18 protein-coding genes are annotated in these 16,485 nt (G+C 72.1%); 6 read left to right on the top strand and 12 right to left on the bottom strand.

The window, feature by feature from the left end; genetic code table 11:
• Positions 1 to 376: 376 nt before the first annotated feature.
• On the bottom strand, positions 377 to 1,207 hold the full coding sequence (locus tag ACZ7M2_RS36970) for an alpha/beta fold hydrolase (RefSeq protein ID WP_471599002.1): 831 nt from the start codon (positions 1,205 to 1,207) through the stop codon (positions 377 to 379).
• A gap of 165 nt (positions 1,208 to 1,372) precedes the next feature.
• Between ACZ7M2_RS36970 and ACZ7M2_RS36975 the strand changes: the two genes are divergently transcribed.
• Together ACZ7M2_RS36975 and ACZ7M2_RS36980 are read left to right on the top strand one after the other, a co-directional pair.
• Positions 1,373 to 2,257 (top strand): RNA polymerase sigma-70 factor, encoded by an 885-nt coding sequence (locus ACZ7M2_RS36975; protein WP_352046664.1) that lies wholly within the window; start codon positions 1,373 to 1,375, stop codon positions 2,255 to 2,257.
• 255 nt (positions 2,258 to 2,512) lie between these two features.
• On the top strand, positions 2,513 to 3,274 hold the full coding sequence (locus tag ACZ7M2_RS36980) for a GntR family transcriptional regulator (RefSeq protein WP_352046665.1): 762 nt from the start codon (positions 2,513 to 2,515) through the stop codon (positions 3,272 to 3,274).
• An 80-nt stretch (positions 3,275 to 3,354) separates the two neighbouring features.
• Here ACZ7M2_RS36980 and ACZ7M2_RS36985 read toward each other — a convergent pair whose 3' ends face one another.
• From ACZ7M2_RS36985 to ACZ7M2_RS36995, 3 genes are all read right to left on the bottom strand, one after another.
• Positions 3,355 to 4,512: an ROK family transcriptional regulator gene (locus tag ACZ7M2_RS36985; RefSeq protein ID WP_403686071.1), complete on the bottom strand. Its 1,158-nt coding sequence runs from the start codon at positions 4,510 to 4,512 to the stop codon at positions 3,355 to 3,357.
• Positions 4,513 to 4,634: 122 nt separating this feature from the next.
• Positions 4,635 to 5,297 (bottom strand): response regulator transcription factor, encoded by a 663-nt coding sequence (locus tag ACZ7M2_RS36990; protein WP_261685463.1) that lies wholly within the window; start codon positions 5,295 to 5,297, stop codon positions 4,635 to 4,637.
• A gap of 14 nt (positions 5,298 to 5,311) precedes the next feature.
• Entirely contained in the window at positions 5,312 to 6,481 is a 1,170-nt protein-coding gene (locus ACZ7M2_RS36995) for a sensor histidine kinase (protein ID WP_471599003.1), read from the bottom strand.
• A gap of 107 nt (positions 6,482 to 6,588) precedes the next feature.
• Between ACZ7M2_RS36995 and ACZ7M2_RS37000 the strand changes: the two genes are divergently transcribed.
• From ACZ7M2_RS37000 to ACZ7M2_RS37010, 3 genes are read left to right on the top strand one after another with little or no spacing between them, the layout of a single operon-like run.
• On the top strand, positions 6,589 to 7,530 hold the full coding sequence (locus tag ACZ7M2_RS37000) for an ABC transporter ATP-binding protein (RefSeq protein ID WP_471599004.1): 942 nt from the start codon (positions 6,589 to 6,591) through the stop codon (positions 7,528 to 7,530).
• Positions 7,527 to 8,252, top strand: coding sequence for an ABC transporter permease (locus ACZ7M2_RS37005; protein WP_471599005.1), 726 nt, complete (start codon positions 7,527 to 7,529; stop codon positions 8,250 to 8,252). The genes ACZ7M2_RS37000 and ACZ7M2_RS37005 overlap by 4 nt, the downstream gene beginning before the upstream one ends.
• Positions 8,253 to 8,293: 41 nt before the next feature.
• Positions 8,294 to 8,731 (top strand): hypothetical protein, encoded by a 438-nt coding sequence (locus tag ACZ7M2_RS37010; protein ID WP_471599006.1) that lies wholly within the window; start codon positions 8,294 to 8,296, stop codon positions 8,729 to 8,731.
• 9 nt (positions 8,732 to 8,740) lie between these two features.
• On the opposite strand, the gene mug is transcribed toward ACZ7M2_RS37010, so the two are convergent.
• The 8 genes from mug to ACZ7M2_RS37050 form a co-directional block, all read right to left on the bottom strand.
• A complete protein-coding gene (gene mug, locus ACZ7M2_RS37015) occupies positions 8,741 to 9,241 on the bottom strand; it encodes a G/U mismatch-specific DNA glycosylase (RefSeq protein WP_471599007.1) in 501 nt (166 codons plus the stop codon).
• 44 nt (positions 9,242 to 9,285) lie between these two features.
• On the bottom strand, positions 9,286 to 10,728 hold the full coding sequence (purB, locus tag ACZ7M2_RS37020) for an adenylosuccinate lyase (protein ID WP_471599008.1): 1,443 nt from the start codon (positions 10,726 to 10,728) through the stop codon (positions 9,286 to 9,288).
• Positions 10,729 to 10,818: 90 nt separating this feature from the next.
• Positions 10,819 to 12,057, bottom strand: coding sequence for a cytochrome P450 (locus ACZ7M2_RS37025; protein WP_471599009.1), 1,239 nt, complete (start codon positions 12,055 to 12,057; stop codon positions 10,819 to 10,821).
• A gap of 24 nt (positions 12,058 to 12,081) precedes the next feature.
• Positions 12,082 to 13,446 (bottom strand): NAD(P)/FAD-dependent oxidoreductase, encoded by a 1,365-nt coding sequence (locus ACZ7M2_RS37030; protein WP_471599040.1) that lies wholly within the window; start codon positions 13,444 to 13,446, stop codon positions 12,082 to 12,084.
• A 26-nt stretch (positions 13,447 to 13,472) separates the two neighbouring features.
• Positions 13,473 to 13,706: a ferredoxin gene (locus tag ACZ7M2_RS37035; protein ID WP_471599010.1), complete on the bottom strand. Its 234-nt coding sequence runs from the start codon at positions 13,704 to 13,706 to the stop codon at positions 13,473 to 13,475.
• Between the two features lie 63 nt (positions 13,707 to 13,769).
• The gene (locus ACZ7M2_RS37040) at positions 13,770 to 14,384 is read right to left on the bottom strand and encodes a hypothetical protein (protein ID WP_471599011.1); all 615 of its coding nucleotides are present in this window, start codon (positions 14,382 to 14,384) and stop codon (positions 13,770 to 13,772) included.
• A 137-nt stretch (positions 14,385 to 14,521) separates the two neighbouring features.
• Complete coding sequence (locus ACZ7M2_RS37045) at positions 14,522 to 14,860, bottom strand: DUF4326 domain-containing protein (RefSeq protein WP_471599012.1); 339 nt, start codon at positions 14,858 to 14,860, stop codon at positions 14,522 to 14,524.
• Positions 14,861 to 14,896: 36 nt separating this feature from the next.
• Positions 14,897 to 15,133 (bottom strand): hypothetical protein, encoded by a 237-nt coding sequence (locus ACZ7M2_RS37050; RefSeq protein WP_471599013.1) that lies wholly within the window; start codon positions 15,131 to 15,133, stop codon positions 14,897 to 14,899.
• Between the two features lie 591 nt (positions 15,134 to 15,724).
• Here ACZ7M2_RS37050 and ACZ7M2_RS37055 point away from each other — a divergent pair.
• Positions 15,725 to 16,333: a hypothetical protein gene (locus tag ACZ7M2_RS37055; RefSeq protein WP_471599014.1), complete on the top strand. Its 609-nt coding sequence runs from the start codon at positions 15,725 to 15,727 to the stop codon at positions 16,331 to 16,333.
• Positions 16,334 to 16,485: the final 152 nt, after the last annotated feature.

The following is a 16,485-nucleotide window of genomic DNA, read 5'->3' on the forward strand; positions in this document are numbered from 1 at the left end:
GCGCCCGCTCGGGCCCCGGCTGCTGTCGGCCACCGTCTGCGGGATCGCCGCGGTCGAGTCGGCGGTGGCCGGGATCCTCACCGCGCGCCTCACCGGCGGCGCGTGGCTGCGGATGCCGGACACCACCGAGGCCGCCGCGCTGTTGTGGCAGGCGGCGGTCGTCACGGTCGTCGGCTTCGTGTGCTGGTACATGGGCATGCAGCGCATCGGCGCGGAGCGCGCCACGCTCTTCTCCGGGCTCATCCCCGTCGCCGCGGCCGGCACGGCGCCGCTGGTCGGCACGGGCGCGTACGGCGCCGCGCAGGCCGCGGGCAGCGCCCTGGTCGGCGCGGGCGTCGTCCTGGGCTCCGGCGCGTGGCGCCTCACCCGGCGTCGGTCAGCGGCTGCCGTCGAGGATCACACGGGCGACGAGCGCCGGGTCGTCGTTCATCGGGACGTGACCGCAGCCCGGCAGCCGCACCAGCCGGGCCCGGGGAATGATGTGCTTGGCCCGGATCCCCTGGCGGCGCACCAGCAGCCGGTCCCGGGTGCCCCAGGCCACGGTGACGGGCAGCCCCGGGATGTCGTCCGTGAACTGGACGGTGGTGCCGGCCCGGAGGGTGTCAGCGAAGCCCTCGGCGCGGGCCAGCGCGAGGGTCTCGGCGACCACGGCCTCAGGTGAACGGCGGCCGGGCCGGGCGTAGATGGTGCTGGTCAGGGCGGCCCGCCCGGCCGCCGAGCGGGAGAGCCGCTCGATCACCGGGAGCGGCAGGCGCCGCGCGCCCTGCCGCATCGCGAGCAGCACACCGAACGCGTAGCGCCGCTCGACCGGCGACCAGAACCCGGCGGGCGAGATCGCGGTGACGGACCGTACGAGCTTCTCGCGGGCCAACTCCAGGGCCAGCAGGCCGCCCAGGGAGTTGCCCGCCACGTGCGGACGCTCGATCTCCAGCGCCTCGCACAGCGCGCCGAGCGTGGGCACCACCGTCCCGAGGTCGTGCCTGAGCCCGTCGGGCAGCGCCGGGGACTCGCCGAACCCGGGCAGGTCGACGGCTATCACCTCGCGTTCGGCGGCCAGGATGTGCACGACCGGGTCCCAGGCCTGCCGGTGGTGGCCGATGCCGTGCAGCAGGAGCAACGGTTCGCCGGTGCCCACGCGCGCGTAGGACATGGTCACGGTCCGCGGACCGTGCGCGGAGGGAAGGCTGAAGGAGACCGTGGCGGACATGATGCTGCTCCTCTTCTGGTGGCACGTTGAGGCACGTTGACGAACCGTCTTCGTAGACAGCTTGTCAGCAACTGCTACCGACGGGTAGCCCCCGGTCGCCACGAGACCGACGCGTTCACCGGCGCCGTCTGGACACAGCGGGATGTGCCGGGATGGGATGGAGCCGTGACCATCGACACCGCGACCGAGGTCTTCGAAGAGCACCGCCCCGTCCTGATGGGCGTCGCCTACCGCATGCTGGGGCGGGTGGCCGACGCCGAGGACGTCGTCCAGGAAGCCTGGCTGCGCTGGTCAGGCGCCGACCGCGCCGAGGTGCGCGAACCACGCGCCTACCTGGTGCGCATCGCCACCCGGCTCGCCGTCGACCGGCTGCGCCAGGTGCAGTCGCGCAACGAGGCGTACGTGGGACCGTGGCTTCCCGAGCCGTACCTCACCGACTTCGGGGACACCGCCCCCGACACCGCCGAGCGGGCCGTGCTCGCCGACTCCGTCTCGCTCGCCGTCCTCGTCGTCCTGGAATCCCTCTCGCCCCTGGAACGCGCGGTGTTCGTCCTCAGAGAGGCGTTCGGTTACCCGTACGCGGACATCGCCGCCGTCCTCGACCGGGGCGAGCCCGCCGTGCGCCAACTCGCCGGACGGGCGCGCAAGCACGTCGAGGAACGACGCCCGCGCTACGAGGTCGACCCGGCCGAACGCCGCGACCTGACCGAGCGGTTCCTCGCGGCGGCGGCCGGAGGAGACCTGGAGGGGCTCATGTCCCTGCTGGCCCCGGACGTCCGTCTGATCGGCGACAGCGGCGGGCTGTCCAAGGCGCCGCTGCGGGTCATCGAGACCGCCGACAAGGTGGGCCGTTTCCTGTACGCCGTCGCCCAGCAGGGTGTTCCCGATCCGTCGTACCGCTCCCTGGAGCTCAACGCAGGCGCCGCGCTCCTCGTCCTCTCCGGCGGCAAACCCGACAGCACCGTCCAGCTGGATGTCGTGGACGGCCGGATCCAGTGCGTCTACATCGTGCGCAACCCCGAAAAGCTGGTGTCCCTGGGCAACCAGTAGCCCCTGCGGTCCCCTCTTGCCCCTCGAAAGCCCCCGTTTTCTGGACGGGGGCTTTCGACGTCGTGTCACGGACATCACCCCGCGCGAACGCCCTGTGAACGCTGCGCGGCCAGGTGCCTCCGCAATCCGTAAGGGATCGAGGATTGGTCTTGACCAAGGGTGGGGGCGGCCCTATGGTCGCAGAGATAGTGCAAGAACCTTTAATAAACAAGGGCGCTAAAACGCCGCCGGGCCACGGCGATTGCGGAGGACAGGGTGGGGACCACGCAGCTGGAAACGGTGCCGGAGCCGAAGTACTGGCATCTCAAGACGGTGCTCACCGAGGCATTGGACTCGGAGTTCTCCGTGGGCGAGGTCCTGCCCAACGAACGTGACCTCGCGGCCAGGTTCGGCGTCGCTCGCGCCACGCTGCGCCAGGCGCTGGAGCAGCTGGAACTCGAAGGGCGACTGCAGCGCCGCCGTGGGGTGGGCACGACCGTCGCGCCGCCGCGCGTGGGCGTGGCCGTCGGAACCGAGCAGCATGTGTGGCCGGGCGCGGTCGGCGACGCCTGGCGGCCCGTGGACTGCGCGGTGGCGATCCCGCCCGCCGCGGTGGCCGAGGTCCTGGAGACGGGCCCCGACGACCAGGTGCACACGATCCGCCGCTCCCGTGTGACGCACGGCCAGCCGGTCGCCGCCGAGCTGCTCTACATCCCGGCGTCCTCGGTGCCCGGCCTCTCCGCGATCGACGCCCCGTCGGGGGCGACCCTCGCCCGTGCCGTGCTGCGCGAACTGCAGCACCTCGACCTGGAGGGCCAGGACCGCGCCGTGGAGCTCGGCTCGGCCCGCGCGGACGACGCCAAGGAGCTGGACCGGCTGCCCGGGGCGCCCGTTCTCGTCGTCACGACCCGCTACTTCGCCGAGGGGCGCACCGCCGCGGTCTCCGTGGCCACGTACCGCGCCGACACCTGCCGGCTGACCTTCGGCGACTCCGGCGGCGTGGAGATCCACCACGACCCCGAGCGCCGGGCCTCCTGAGCCGCGGCCGAGGTCTCAAGCCGTCACGCCCCGCGACACTCCGGGGTGTGACGGCTTTCCCGTACCCGTGAGACCGCTGGTCAGCGGCGTGCGGTCACGGTCCCCTCCACCGCGAACAACTGCTCTTCCACGTGATCGAGGGCCAGCCGCAGTGCGCCCGTCGCGATGGCCGCCTCGCCCAGCAGGGAGAGCGCCACCTTCGGCGGGCGCAGACAGTAGCGCGCCAGCTCGCGCCGCAGCGGTTCCAGTACGCCGTCCAGACCGGCCGCCCAGCCGCCGATGACGACCAGCTCCGGGTCGAGGGCGAGGACGAGGGCCGCCACGTCGTGCACGAGGCGCTGGATGAAGCGGTCGACCGCCGCGCGAGCCCGCTGGTCACCGCCCTTGGCCAGCGCGAAGACCTCGGCGACGGCCTGCTCGTCGAGCGGGTGCAGTGGCTCGTCCGTGGTCGACAGCAGCGTCTCGGGAGTGGCTCCGCGGCCGAGCAGGTGGAGCGCCCCGATCTCCCCGGCGGCGCCGCCGTATCCCCGGTGCAGCCGCCCGCCGATCAGCGAACCGGCCCCCGGACTCAGCCCGGCCAGCACGAACACCACATCGTCCGACTCCGTCGCCGAGCCCTTCCAGTGCTCGGCGACCGCCGCCGCGTTGGCGTCGTTCTCGACGAGCACCGGGCACTTGAAGGAACGGTTCAGCCGGTCGCCCAGGCGTAGCCCCGTCCACTCGGGCAGCGCCGTGCCCAGGCGCACGGTGCCGTCCGCCTCGACGATCCCCGGGCTGCCCACGCCCACCGCACGCAGGGAACTACGCGCGACACCCGCGCGGCGCAGCAGGTCGGCGACCGCCGTGCGCAGCCGTTCCAGCCGCTCGTCCGCCGACGCGGTCTCGTCCACTTCTTTGGACATGGCGCCCAGCACCCGGCCGTCCAGATCGGCGAGGAGCCCGGCGACGCGATGGGGACCGATCTCCAGGCCCAGCAGATGGCCCGCCTCGGCCCGGAACCGAAACCTCCGCGCGGGACGGCCCTGACGCCGTGCCGCGCCCTCCTCGGCCGCCTTCTCGACCACGAGCCCGGCCTCGATCAGCCCTTCCACGACACCTTCGACGGTGGGCCGGGACAATCCGGTCACCCGGGTGATCTCGGTCAGCGTCGCGCAGTCCGTGGCACGCAACGCGTGCAGCACCACCGCGGAATTGATCCTTCGCAGCAGAGAGGGGTCCCCGCCGGTCAACCGCCCCAACGTCCGTCCTCCCAGCTCGTGCGCGTGTTGGCCGGATCGTACTCGGCGCGGCGCGCCCCGGCGAGAGCCGGGGACCTCCTTTGCTACCGACCGGTCGCTTCGGCCACCGGCGGACCGCCGTTTCAGCCGGGAGCCACGAACCCCGACTCGTACGCCGCGATGACCGCCTGCGTACGGTCCCGGGCTCCCAGCTTCGCCAGTACGGCGCTGACGTGCGACTTGACCGTCTCGGTCCCGACGATCAGCCGCCCGGCGATCTCCGCGTTCGACAGCCCCCGGGCCATCAGCCGCAGCACCTCCGCCTCCCGCTCGGTCAGCGCTGCCCGCTCCATGGCCGCCCGCGCCGCCGGATTCCCGCCGCCGTCCCCGTACTCGGCCGCCAACTGCCGTACGGACGCCGGGAACAGCAGCGACTCGCCCTCCGCGACGAGCCGCACGGCGTGCACGATCTCGGCGGGCCTGGCCCGCTTCAGCAGAAAACCGTCGGCACCCGCGCGCAGCGCCTCGTAGACGTACTCGTCGTTCTCGAACGTGGTGACGACGAGGATCTTCGGGGGATCGCTCACGGTCCGCAGGACCGCGCGCGTGGCCTCGATGCCGTCCATGAGCGGCATGCGGACGTCCATGGCGACGACGTCCGGCCGCAGCCGCCGCACGAGCGGGATCACCGCGGCGCCGTCGGCCGCCTCTCCGACGACCTCGATGTCGGGCTGCGCCTCCAGGACGGCCCGCAGACCCGCGCGGACGAGCGGTTCGTCGTCGACGAGGAGAACGGTGACCGGCATCCGGCCAGCGTAGATCAGCGCAACGGCAGCTCGACCCGCACCTGCCAGTCACCCCTGTCCGGCCCGGTCCGCGCCCGCCCGCCGAGCAGCGCCGCCCGCTCCCGTATGCCCCGCAGGCCACTGCCGCGGCCCGGCCCCGGCATCCCGGCCGTCAGCGGATTGCGGACCTCCAGGCCCAGAGTGCCGTCGTCGACCGCGATACGGACCCGCACCGGCACGCCCCCCGCGTGCCGCAGCACGTTGGTCAAGGACTCCTGGAGGATGCGATAGCCCTCGCGGGAGACCGGTCCCGGCACGGTCTCCAACGCACCCGTCACCTCGGCGTCGACCTTCGCACCCGAGCCGCGCGCCGACTCCAGGAGCCGGTCGGCCTCGCTCAGCGTGGGTCGGCCGCTCGCGGGGCGCCCCGCCTCGCGCAGCACGCCGAGCACGCGCTCCAGGTCCTCCAGGGCGGCCCGGCCGGTGTCCTCGATCGCGAGCAGCGCCCGATCGGTGAACGCGGGGTCGCCGGCCGCCCGTGCCGCGCCCGCCTGCACCACCGCCACGGTCAGCGCGTGCCCGATCGAGTCGTGCAGCTCACGGGCGATGCGCGTGCGTTCCAGGAGCTGTTCGGTGCGTTCCTCCAGAGCGGCGAGGCGCTCGGCGGGGGAGGGGCCCAGCAGCCGACGTGCGATGACCGTGACCAGCTCGCCGAGGCCGACGACCGCGCCGTACAGAGCGAGCAGCGGCACGGGTACGAGCAGGGCGCAGGCCCACGGCGGGGGCGACAGGGGCAGCAGCGTGATGTCGACGGGGCGGCCCCAGGCGGCCCCGGCCAGTTCGATGGCGGTCACCGGCATCCAGACGGTGACCCCTGTCGTCACCGCCCCGAGACCCATCCGCACTTCGAGCCACAGCACGGTCCGCAGCCGGTCCCGCCAGGTCGCCGACGGCGCGACCGAGATCACCGCGTCCCGGTCGCCCCGCTCCCGCGGCTCGTCCGGCGCCAGCATGTACCGCGCCTGCACGCCCTCGCCCCGCCGCACGGCCGGGACCAGCCCCAGCGGGATCGACAGCACCGCGGGCACCCACGGTCTCGACATGTCGATGAACAGCCACACACTGACGAACAGCATCGGCACCCACAGATGCAGCAGGCGCGTGTAGGTGGTCCCCAGGAACAACGGGCGCAGAAAGCGGGCCATCGCGCCATCGTCCCAGCCGGCCCCGGCAACCGGCTTCCCCCGAGCGGGGGAGACGATCTCCACCGGCGGGGGAGTACCGACCGCGCAAAGGCCGCCAGGCTGGGGCCATGACCAGCATCGACGTCCAGAACCTGACCAAGGAGTACGGCAGTCTGCACGCCGTGGACGACCTCACCTTCAGCGTGCTTCCCGGCCGCGTCACCGGCTTCCTCGGACCCAACGGCGCCGGAAAGTCCACCACCATGCGGCTCGTCCTGGGCCTGGACCGGCCCACGTCCGGCACCGCCACCGTCGGCGGCCGGCCCTACGCCTCGTTCGACGAACCCCTGCGCCGGGTCGGAGCACTGCTCGACGCGGGGGCCGCGCACGGCTCGCGCACCGCGCGCGACCATCTGCGGGCCCTCGCCGCGAGCAACCGCATCTCCGAACGCCGGGTGGACGCCGTGCTGGAGGAGTCGGGGCTCGCGTCCGTGGCGCGGCGCAGGGTGAAGACGTACTCCCTGGGCATGCGACAGCGCCTGGGCATCGCGGCCGCGCTCCTCGGCGACCCGCCCGTGGTGCTGCTCGACGAACCGTCGAACGGGCTCGACCCCGAAGGGATCATCTGGATCCGCGAGGTGCTGCGCCGACTGGCCCGTGAAGGCCGCACGGTGCTCGTCTCCAGCCATCTCATGAACGAGACCGCGTCCTTCGCCGACCACCTCGTCGTCCTCGGCCGGGGCAGGCTCCTCGCCGACACCCCCTTGCGGGAGTTCATCCACGCGCGCGTGCGGCCCCGGGTACGGGTGCGCACCACGGACGGCGCCGCTCTCGGCGCGCTGCTCGCGCGCCACGGTCACGAGGCCGTCGAGGGTGCGGACGGACGGTGGACCGTCCCGCACGCACGTGTGGAGGACATCGGGCTCCTCGCCTCCGGCGCGGGCCTGCCGATCCTCGAACTCGCGGCGGAGGAGGGCACGTTGGAGCAGGCGTACCTCGACCTGACGGCCGCCGAGGCCGAGTTCACCGCCGCACCGACGCCCACCCGGCCCCAGGAGGCCCGATCATGACCTTCGCACCCGTACTCCACGCGGAGTGGATCAAAATCCGTACCCTGCGGTCCCTCGTCGCGGGACTGCTCGCCGTGCTCCTGGCGACGGCGGCGTTCTCCGCGCTCGCCGGCCTCGACAACTCCGGTGGCCAGGACTTCGACCCGCTGTTCTCGGTGTTCTTCGGCGTGAGCTTCGGGCAGATCGCGGCGATCACCTTCGGCGCGCAGGCCGTCGCGGCCGAGTTCCGGGACGGCGCGCTGCGGGTGTCGCTGGCCGCGGTGCCCCGGCGGGGACGGTGGTTCGCGGCCAAGGTGGTGGCGATCGGGGTTCCCGCGCTGGCCGTCGGCCTGCTGACAGGGCTCGTGAGCCTGCTCGTGGGCAAGGCGGTCCTCGGAACCAGGGCGAGCGGGCTGACGTGGGGCGAAGGGGTACGCGGGGCCGTGGGCTGCGCCCTCTACCTGGCGCTCATGGCCCTGTTCGCCGCCGGGCTCACGGCCGTACTGCGCAGCGCGGTCGCCACGTTGGGCATCCTGGTCCCGTTCCTCCTGATCGTCTCCTTCGTGATCGGCGGAATGTCGGGCGGCGCGGCCGACTTCCTGCCCGACCGGGCGGGCCAGGTGGTGCTCCACGAGACGTGGGACGGCGCCCTCGGCCCCTGGAGCGGGCTCATGGTGACCGCGGCCTGGACGGCGGCGGCCCTCGCGGCGGGCGCGTGGAGCGTACGGCGCAGGGACGCCTGACGGCACACCAATTGTCAGTGGCAGCGGCTTTACTGGATCTCATGACCATCGCACGGCATCTGGCCACGATCGACCGGCTGTGCTCCCAGGACTTCCCCCTGGAGCACGGCGGGCCGACCGGCAGTCCCGGGGGGCCCGGTTTCCACCTCGTCGAGTTAGAGCGGAGCGCCGGCTCCGGGGAGGGCGACGACGGGGAGCGAGAGGAGCAGATCGAGGCGTGGCGGGAGGGCCTCGCACAGCGGCTCGCCGACCGGTGGGGGGAGCGGGGGCACATGAGCCTGGACGGCGTCTTCCTGCGCGCTCAGCAGGGCGACGAGCACATACCGGAGCCGTGGGCCTCCCTCGGTGCGCACGTGCGGAACGTGTACGTGTGGCAGGCGCGCGGTCATGGCCGCTGGGTCGCCCTCGGCATCTCCCGGCTGGGCGCCGACCCGGAGTTCAGCCTGCTCGCCCTGGTCACCGAGATCGACCCGCCGTGACCTGATCCGCTACCCCTCGGCGGCGGCCACCCGCAGCCGTCCGAACTCCTCGGCCATCGTCGCCGCCGTCCAGTGCGCGTTGAGCCCACTCGGATTGGGCAGCACCCAGACCCGGGTGTCCCCGATCGTCCGCTCCTGCGGGCCGATCGCGGCCTTCCGGTCTTCGAAGGCCGCCCGGTAGGCGGTCACCCCCACCACCGCCAGCCACCTCGGCCGCAGTCGCTCCACCTTGGCGCTCAGCAGCCGTCCGCCCTCGCGGTACTCCTGCGCGGACAGCTCGTCGGCCCGGGCGGTCGCGCGCGCCACCACGTTCGTGATGCCGAGCCCGTACGACGGCAACTCGCCCTGCTCCGACGGCTTCATCAGCCGGGGCGTGAACCCCGACAGATGCAGCACGGGCCAGAAGCGGTTGCCGGGACGGGCGAAGTGGTGGCCCGTGGCGGCGGTCGTCAACCCCGGATTGATGCCGCAGAAAAGCACCTTGAGGCCGTCCCCGACGACATCCGGCACCAGCCGGTCGCGGGCGGCCTCGAGGTCCGCGGGAGTCAGCCGCGTCAGAGGATCGCCCCCGGCGTGTAGCCCGCGGCCTCCGGGTGCTGCTTCACGATCTCCTCGATGCGGCCGACGACGGCGGCGACCTGGTCGGCGGCGGCACCGGTGAACGACAGCTTGTCGGCCATCAGCTCGTCCAACTGCGCGCGGTCGAGCGGAATGCGCTCGTCGGCGGCGAGCTTGTCGAGGAGTTCGTTGCGCTCGGCGCCCTGTTCGCGCATGGCGAGCGCGGAGGCGACGGCGTTCTCCTTGATCGCCTCGTGCGCGACCTCACGGCCGACGCCCGCGCGCACCGCGCCCATCAGGACCTTGGTCGTCGCGAGGAACGGCAGGTAGCGGTCCAGCTCGCGCGCGACGACGGCCGGGAAGGCGCCGAACTCGTCGAGGACGGTCAGGAAGGTCTCCAGCAGGCCGTCCAGCGCGAAGAACGCGTCGGGCAGTGCGACCCGGCGGACCACCGAGCAGGACACGTCGCCCTCGTTCCACTGGTCGCCCGCCAGCTCGCCGGTCATCGAGGCGTAGCCGCGCAGGATGACCATGAGGCCGTTGACACGCTCGCAGGAGCGGGTGTTCATCTTGTGCGGCATCGCCGAGGAGCCGACCTGGCCCGGCTTGAAGCCCTCGGTCACCAGCTCGTGCCCGGCCATCAGCCGGATCGTCTTGGCCGTCGAGGACGGCGCGGCCGCCAGCTGCACCAACGCGGTCACGACCTCGTAGTCCAGCGAGCGCGGGTAGACCTGGCCGACGGAGGTGAAGGCCTGCGAGAAGCCGAGGTGCCCGGCGATCCGCTGCTCCAGCTCGGCGAGCTTCGCCGCGTCCCCGCCCAGCAGGTCGAGCATGTCCTGCGCGGTGCCGACCGGGCCCTTGATGCCGCGCAGCGGGTAGCGGCCGAGCAGCTCCTCGACGCGGCCGTACGCGACGAGCAGCTCGTCGGCCGCGGTCGCGAAGCGCTTGCCGAGGGTGGTGGCCTGGGCGGCCACGTTGTGCGAGCGGCCCGCGATGACCAGCTCGGCGTACTCGCCCGCCAGCTTGCCGAGCCGCGCCAGGACGGCCACCGTGCGGTCGCGCATCAGCTCCAGCGAGAGCCGGATCTGCAGCTGCTCGACGTTCTCGGTGAGGTCCCGGGACGTCATGCCCTTGTGCACGTGCTCATGCCCGGCGAGGTGGTTGAACTCCTCGATCCGCGCCTTCACGTCGTGCCGCGTGACCTTCTCGCGCTCGGCGATCGAGGCCAGGTCGACCTGGTCGAGGACGCGCTCGTAGTCGGCGATCGCGGCGTCCGGGACCTCGATCCCGAGGTCCTTCTGCGCCCGCAGCACGGCGAGCCAGAGCTGACGCTCCAACTTCACCTTCTGCTCGGGGGACCAGAGCGTGGCGAGCTCGGCGGAGGCGTAGCGTCCGGCGAGGACGTTGGGGATACGGGGCTTTGCAGGCGCGGCAGTCACGTGGACGGAGTTTACCCGCCGTCCGGAGGCGCTCCGGAACGTCCGCACGCTCCGGAGCCCAGGTCAGCGGTAGTGCCCGTGGCCAGGCCCCTAGGGGCGGATGCCGTCGCAGGCGATCGGCAGATGGCGCGGGCCGCGCAGGACCGCGTTCTGCCGGTAGGGCGGCGGGTCCTCCAGCAGCCTGGGGTTCTCCAGTCTGCGGGCCAGCTCGCTCAGCGCGAGCTGTGCCTCCAGACGGGCGAGCGGGGCGCCGAAGCAGCTGTGGATGCCGCTGCCGAAGCCGAGGTGCTGGATGTCCCCGCGGTCCGGGTCGAAGCGGTCCGGATCCTTGAAGCGGTCGGGGTCGCGGTTGCCCGCCGCCAGCACCAGCCACACCGACGCGCCCTTGGGGATGGTGACCCCGCGGACCTCGATGTCGGTGAGGGTGGTGCGCTGCGGCACCAGCTGCACCGGTGGCTCGAACCGCAGCAGCTCCTCGACGACGGGGACGGCCAGGTTCGGGTCCTTGCGCAGCCGCTCGAGCACGTCGGGGTTGCGCAGCAGGGTCAGCATGCCGTTGGTGATGAGGTTGACCGTCGTCTCGTGGCCGGCGATCAGCAGGAGCGCCGCGGTGCTCAGGACCTCCATCGTCGTCATGACACCGTCCGGCCCTCCCGCCGTGGACAGCTGGGACAGCATGTCGTCACCGGGCTTCTTGCGGCGTTCTTCGATGAGCCCGGCCAGATACATGCCCAGCTCGGTGCGGGCGTTGTGGGAGACCTTGGCGCGCTCGTCGGTGTCGGCGCCCGGGTCGGGGTCCAGACTGGCGGCGATCGTCTCCGCCCAGGAGTGGAAGCGCGCCTCGTCCTCGCGCGGTACCCCCAGCAGCCGGCAGATCACGGTCACGGGGAAGGGATAGGAGAACTGGTCGACCAGATCGATCCGGTCCGGGTTGTCGATGCCGTCGATGAGCCCGGAGACGATGTCCTTCAGCTCGCCGTGCATCTCGTGGACACGCCGCGGGGAGTGCGGCGGCCCGAACGGCCGGTTCGTCATGCGCCGCAGCCGGTCGTGCTCCGGCGGGTCGAGGCGCAGGAAGCTCGGCGGAAGAGCCGTCTCGTCGTCCGCTTCGGCGGCCAGCGGGTTCGCGGTCGCCGGCGTCTTCAGATTGCGGGCGTCGGAGCTGATGCGCGGATCGTGGAGCAGGCTCTGGATGTCGTAGTACCTGCTGAGGACGAACGGTCCGTCCGCGTCGTGGTACACCGGCGTCTTGCGCAGCTCCTCGTACAGCGGATACGGATCGGCGCGGTGGGCGTAGTCGATGATCTGCCGCAGGATGGCTTCGGTCATGGGTGCGTCCTAGGGAACGTCGGATCAGTGCCGAGCGGGGGTGAACGTCAGCCGTCGGTCGTCCGGCGCGTATCCGCTGAGGGTGACGGTCGGGCCGTGGGTGGGCACGGACGGGTCGGGGAAGTCGGCGGGCATCGGCTGCTGCCCCTCGGGGCGGCGGTCCACCGTGGGGAAGGCCGGCGGGAAGGGCGCCGTGGTCTCGATGAGCTGCTCGTAGAACTGCAGCCACTTCGTCTGGTCGAAGGTGACGGCGCCGATGACGCGCCCCTGGTACCCGTAGACGCCGGTGAACCGGTGCTCGCTGCGGGAGCCCTGGGCGATGAGGATCTCCGTCCCCATCGACGGCACCCCGACGGACTTGATGTTCACGCCGAACTGGGAGGACCAGAAGGCGGGCACCCAGATGTGGGGGCGGCGGTCCGCGCTCTCGCTCAGCATGTTGTGTGCGGCGGTCTCGGCCTGGGCGACGGCGTTGCCCCAGTGTTCCAGGGACAGGAACTGGTATCCGAACAGTGGGTGCGGGGACCGTGCGACGTCACCGGCCACATAGATGTCGTCGGTGACGATGCCCCGGATGTCGAAGGCCCGGCACCCGGCGTCACAGGCGATGCCCCGGGGACCCGCGCCGAGTCCGGACCCGGCGAGCCATTCGGTGTTGCGCTGGGCGCCGAGGGAGACGACCACCACGTCGGCCTGGACGGCGTTCCCGTCGGAGAAGTGCGCGGCGCGGACGTGTCCCGCGGAGTCGCCTTCCAGGCGGGTCACCATGACGCCGCAGCGCAGGTCGACGCCGTGTTCGCGGTGCAGTTCGGCCGCGACCTCGCCGACGACTCCGCCGAGCGCTCCGACCAGCGGCGCGTCGGCCCGCTCGGCCACGGTGACCGCGATCCCGCGTTCCCGGCAGGCGGAGGCGATCTCGGAGCCGGTGAACCCGGCGCCGATGACGAGCACGCGGCGGGGGCCCTGCGCGAGCGAGCGCTCCAGCGCTTCGGCGTCGTCGCGGGTCCGCAGCACGAACACCCCGTCGAGCTCCGCCTCGTCCTCCTGGGGCCAGGGTCTGGCGCGTACACCGGTGGCGATGAGCAGCCGGTCGTACTCCACCTCGTCGCCGTCGGCCAGCCGTACCCGCCGGGCCGCGATGTCGAGGCCGGTGGCCGCAACCCCGAGGCGCCACCGCGCGTCGATGGCGCGGTGCCGGGGAAGGCCGGTGCGGTCCGCCGTCGCCCTGCCCAGCAGGACCTGCTTGGACAACGGCGGTCGGTCGTACGGCTCGTAGGGCTCGTCCCCGATCATCGTGAGGGAACCGGCGAACCCCTTCTCCCGCAGGGTCTCCGCGGCCCGAAGTCCCGCCAGCGAGGCGCCGACGACGACGATGCGGCCGTCACGCATGAGCCGGTCCAGCGATCCGTCGGCGCTCACCGGCCGGCCTCCCGGTCGGTTCCGGCGTTCCCGCCGGGGGAGTTCGCGTCCACCATGATGGCCTGGACGGGACACGCGGCCACGGCTCGCGCCATGTCCTCGCGCCGGTCCTCCTCGACCTCGGGGTTGTAGAGCAGCGACTCGTCCCCGTGCATGGCGAAAACATCGGGAGCCAGGAACGCACACTGCGCGTATCCCTGGCAGCGGTTGAGATCGACGACAAGCCTCACCGAGGATCAGCCTTTCCGTGGCCCGTGCTCGCCCCCTCCTCCACAGCATGCGCGAGAGGGTGCTCAGCCGCTCGCCGGGGCGCGCAGGCCGACACGGAGGATGTGCAGGCTGACGACCAGCGCCCAGGCCGGGAAGACCAGCTCCGACCAGGGCAGCGAGGATCCCGCGACGAGCAGGACAAGCCCCGCGAGATAGCCGAGGAGAGCGAGCGGACGGGGGAGGACGCCGAGACGGTGACCGATGGTCGAGGTCGTGAAGACGAACACGGCGGCCATCCGGAGCGCGTACGTCGTCATCAGGGTGTAGGCGAAGTGGCGGCCGAAGCCGGAGGGTTGGCTCAGTACACTGCCCGCCGCGGCGCCGGCCGCGAACATGGTGGCCACGTAGACCAGTCCGCTGCCCATGAAGACGGTGGCGATGAATCTGTCCTCGGCATCGCCGACCCGTGCGCGCACCGCGCCCATGAACCACAGGAAGAAGATCCCCGCGAACGGGAGGATCTCCAAAGCCGTACGCACCGCCCACCGTTCGTTCGGCGCGACGGTCGCGTCGGCGGCGTTCCCCGCCGGGATCGCGATCCGCACCAGCACGATCGCCGCCGCCAGCAGGAGAGCGAACACCGTCCCCGCCAGCCCGGCGGCGCGCGGCGTCCGCAGCCGCGCTTCCCTCGGCTCCATCGGCGCTCGCTCCCTACCCGAAGCCCCCCGTTCCCCTCTCGGTCCAGCAAGCAGGCACCGGTGCGCCCACGCCACCGGGGACACCCGTGGGGGTGATGCCCCGCTCAGTCGGAGGCCGGTTGAGGGAGTCGACCGCGCTACGAGGCGTCGGCCAGCTCCGCCAGGATCTCGCCGTGGCACAGCTCGGGCACGCACCAGCAGGCCAGCGTCTTGCCCCGCAGGGCGGGCACCTGGTCGAGAAGGTCGGGGCGTTCGAGGAGATACGCCCGGTACTTCTCCATGATCTCGGCGCGGGTGCCGTCGCGCTTCTTGGTGGGGGTGTCGAAGGCGAAGGGGTTGTAGAGCGGGTGCTGCGGGAGGTCCCAGTGGCCCATGGTCCAGCGGCGGCCGATGTAGACGAGATCCGCGGGGGCGTGTTCGAGCCGGGGGCCGAACTCGTGGATATGACCCTTGAGGTTGATCACGGTGGTGGGCATAGGATTCCCTTCGGCCGTCCGCCTACCCACCGGTGTCTACCCCATGGACCCCTCGTACGGCAGCAGCTCCGGCCGCTTGGCCGGGCGTCCGTCACCCGATGGCGCGACAGCGAACCGGCGAACTTCGTCGACCAGGACGAGCAGGTCGCCGTGCTCACCCGATGCGTCAGCGACACCGACCTGCTCGTCGACGTCCGGGCAGTCGGAGTTCTCGTCCTGCTCTACGGCGCCAGGATCACCTGCATCTCCACCCTCAAGACGGACGACGTCCACCGCACCGCGAAGGGCAGCAGCACTATCGCCCTCGGACGCCACCGCACCCTCCTACCCCCAGCGATGGACCGGCTGGTCGAGCAACAAGCCGAAGCCGTGCAACGCCTCCAGGAGAGCCAACCCGGCCAAGCTCGGCACCGCTGGCTGTTCCCCAGCCACCTGCCCGGCCGCCACTACGCAGGCCACCACCTCTCCAGCCGCCTGGTCGCCCACGGCATCGACGTCCGCGGCGATCCTCGGCGTCCACATCAACATCGCCGAGTGCTGGACACACCTGGCCGGCCGCAACTTGAGCGCCTACCTCGAAGCACGCGCTCAAGCACTCCAGTGCGAGTAAAGCTCCACCGCCCCAGAGGAATACGTCACCTCCGAATACGGGCGCTCCACCGGTTCTGGTCATTCGGCTCGCCCCCTGCGGACCGGGTTGTCGCGCCAGTCGGGGTACGGCGCCTCCTTCGTGAGGGGCCAGAACCGCTCACCGCAGGAGCAGAAGTAGACCGTCGCACGCTCGCCGGGCCACTCATCGAGAGCGCGCCTGTAGTAACGGACCCCGCTCTTCAGCCTGACGACCCCGCTCGTCACACTGACGCCGTGCCTCGAACAGCCACCGTCACCTCGTCCCGGCAGGTCCGCCGCCTCACCACGATGGCGTTTTTCGGTCCGCCGGTGATCGTCGGGCTGTCATTGCTGGCCGCCAATCCGGACTGGAGCGGGCTCGGACTGGTGCTCGGGACCTTCGCGCTGATCGCGACTCTCTCGCTGATGATCATCGCAGCGCCGAACGGGTGGTTGATCGTCGGCGGGGTGATCGTGGGGATCGCGGCGCTGTCCGGGGCGGGGCCGGTGCTGCAGGCGGAGGTGATGGCGTACCAAGGGCAGCGGGTGGAAGTGCGGGTCACCTCGGTGAAGACGTACCAGGGCAGGAACGGGCCGGAGTACACCTGTCTTCTGGGGCGGGTGGACGGCAAGCCGCTCAAGCACGCCGAGCTGGGCAACGACTCCTGCGACGGGCCGATGGAAGTCGGGCAGACCGAGGACGTGCTCGTCGACCCGCACGGCTGGACGGCGCCGGAACTGGCCGAGACGGACTACAGCGGGATCGACATCGCCGCGTGGGCCCTGCCGGTGGTACTGGTGCTCTTCGAGCTGCTGGTCTGGCTGTCCCGGCGGGTCGGGCTGCGCCAGTTCGAGGGCCGCTGATGGCGCCCGGGTCCCGGAAGAACGTGGCCTGGCCCCCGCACGTGGTGCGGCGGCTCGCCCGCACAGCCGCGCTCGTCCCCCTGCTGATGGTGGGCATCGGCGTGCGGTCATGAGGTGGTCTGCTCCTTCGAGTGAGATGAAGCTTCGCGGGT

This window comes from Streptomyces sp. NPDC111507 (genome assembly GCF_055638955.1).